3 protein-coding genes and 1 pseudogene are annotated in these 2,120 nt (G+C 53.4%); 2 read left to right on the forward strand and 2 right to left on the reverse strand.

The window, feature by feature from the left end; translation table 11 throughout:
- A pseudogene (locus tag V8L71_RS20515) lies at window positions 1–112 on the forward strand (IS630-like element ISHsp2 family transposase); the annotation flags it as partial.
- A gap of 170 nt (window positions 113–282) precedes the next feature.
- Window positions 283–489 (forward strand): hypothetical protein, encoded by a 207-nt coding sequence (locus V8L71_RS20520; RefSeq protein ID WP_336275321.1) that lies wholly within the window; start codon window positions 283–285, stop codon window positions 487–489.
- Between the two features lie 134 nt (window positions 490–623).
- On the opposite strand, the gene V8L71_RS20525 is transcribed toward V8L71_RS20520, so the two are convergent.
- Entirely contained in the window at window positions 624–1,040 is a 417-nt protein-coding gene (locus V8L71_RS20525) for a hypothetical protein (protein WP_336275322.1), read from the reverse strand.
- Between the two features lie 172 nt (window positions 1,041–1,212).
- On the reverse strand, window positions 1,213–2,120 hold a 908-nt coding region (locus tag V8L71_RS20530), incomplete at its 5' end, for an IS1380 family transposase (RefSeq protein ID WP_336275323.1).

Raw genomic sequence — 2,120 nt, forward strand, 5'->3', positions numbered from 1 at the left:
GAAGTACACCTGGCTGCCCTTGAGTGCCTATCTCTCGTTTGAACGTCTACATGAAGAGGTACACCGCTTACTCGGTGGTTACGGAACTGATCACGCGATTAATTTTGAATAGGCACTTAGCTACGTCATAGCTAACTGGTTACCATGGGCCCTGCAACAAGCTGACGATGTGGGCGACAGTACCGGAAAACCTTGATAGCGTGCGCCATGGCATGGATGATGACAGCCACTCGTTTGATTCTAATTAATGATCGACTGTATTCAACCACGGAGTCATTACGCATGGCAGATGATAAGCAAACTATTACGATTGATGGCACAGACTATAACCTAGCCGACCTTTCCGAGAATGCCCGTAGCCAGGTGGTTAACCTGCGTGTCACCGACGCCGAGATCGAAAAGCTCAACCAACAGCTAGCCATCTACCAAACGGCAAGAACGGCATATGCACGTGTGCTTTCCGAAGAATTGCCGAAAGCGAAGCACTAAGCATCGTCATGTAACTACCACTACTTACCCTTATTGCCCTGTTGAGAGGGTACCGTGTTGGTTATCTAGACTTCTAAACCAACAAGGCAGCCAAAAGGCTGCCTTGAATCCCAAAGACGCTATCAGGAGCGCGTTTAGAACGTATAACTAATACCGATCAGTGCCACCGGGAATACCGGTAATTTGTCGATATCATCCTTCAAACTCGCTTCTTCGGCACGAATATCTTCCCGCAGAGTAGGGTCGAGGTTTTCAAAGCCATTCGTGGTGCTAAGCGAAACATCGACGTTCGTAGCCACAACGCCGAACTCGGAGAAGAACCCGAAACCGGCTTCGTGGGAACTGCGCCAGCCCATGCCTACGTAGGGTTGAGTGCTATCCGCTACCGTTGCGGTACCCACCACGGAGCCAATCTGTGCTGCTGAATAGTTGGTGCCGTTCAACTCGTAGGTCGTGCCGTCCTGCGGAGTACCCGTTACGTTTGCTTCGATTTCCGGCATCATTGCGCCCGCCGAGATGAAGAAACGGCCGCCAAAAGGAAAGTAATCCACCTTGAGACTAGCCTGGATTTCTCATAGCACCTCAGCCAGTACCGCACTCAGGCTCTAACACCGCTAAACACCTATTGGCTCGACTTACATCGGCTACTTTTTAACCACTTTTCGTCGTTCAGACACACCTCCCCCTTCCCCCCATTGCGTCGGGCCGGGGGAGCCCGAGCAGTCAGTTCGGCACCAACCGCCTGACGAGATCGGATAGCGCCGTTTTATAGGGGTAGCTGTCACTCATGAGTACGCGGATTCGACGCGTATTGCGGATGATGACCGCGCCTACTTTGATGAGCTTGAGCCTCAGGTTGCTCGGACTCATGCGCGCGAAGGGCGTGTGCTTCAGGTAAGTCCGTAACCGCTCGAACAGTGTATAAGCGAAGCCCGACAAGATCAGCCGCCACTGATTGGCCCACCAGTGCGTGCTGGAGGTACGGTCAGCGAACAGGCTCAGTTGTTGATCCTTGATCCGGTTCTCCATGTCACCCCGGGCACAGTACTGCTCGTAGTAAAGCTTGAAGCCGTCATCGTAACGGGAACTGATGATAAACCGGGGATTAGAGCCCAGCTCGCCTTCTTCCAGGCGGGCCACCACCCAGCGTGGGTATTTCCAGGAGTGTGCTTGATACGGAAAGCGAAACGTCTCTGCCACTTTCCCTCCCACCTGCCATTGGGTCTTGCGTACCAGCATCATGGGCACATCCACTTCCTTGAGCAGCCGGCTGTTCTTGGCGATTCCCACGATGTAGTCGACGTGATGCCGATCGCACCAGTTCAGCATCCGGGGACGACAAAAGTGGCTATCACCTCGTAACACGATGCGGGTATCGGGCCAGTATTGGCGGATAAAGCGTACCAGTAAGGCGAGGATCGCCCAGCTATGGCGGCTGTCGCTGCGGTCACTAGTGCGCAGATAGCTCACCAGTAAGTGGCGCCCACAGAAGACATACAGCGGGAAGTAACAGTGGTGATCGTAATAACGGTTAAAGAACTTGCCGGGTTGCTCGCCATGCACGGGGATGTCGGTGCCATCAAAGTCCAGCACGATCTCCTTTGGTGGTTCGTCATGCTGTTCAATGAAGT

It is taken from the genome of Vreelandella indica, from assembly GCF_037070225.1.
GTDB lineage: Bacteria > Pseudomonadota > Gammaproteobacteria > Pseudomonadales > Halomonadaceae > Vreelandella > Vreelandella arctica.

Excerpts from the sequence above, each read along its gene's own strand:
- V8L71_RS20520 (WP_336275321.1), top strand. The coding sequence starts at position 283 with ATGGCAGATGATAAGCAAACTATTACGATTGATGGCACAGACTATAAC.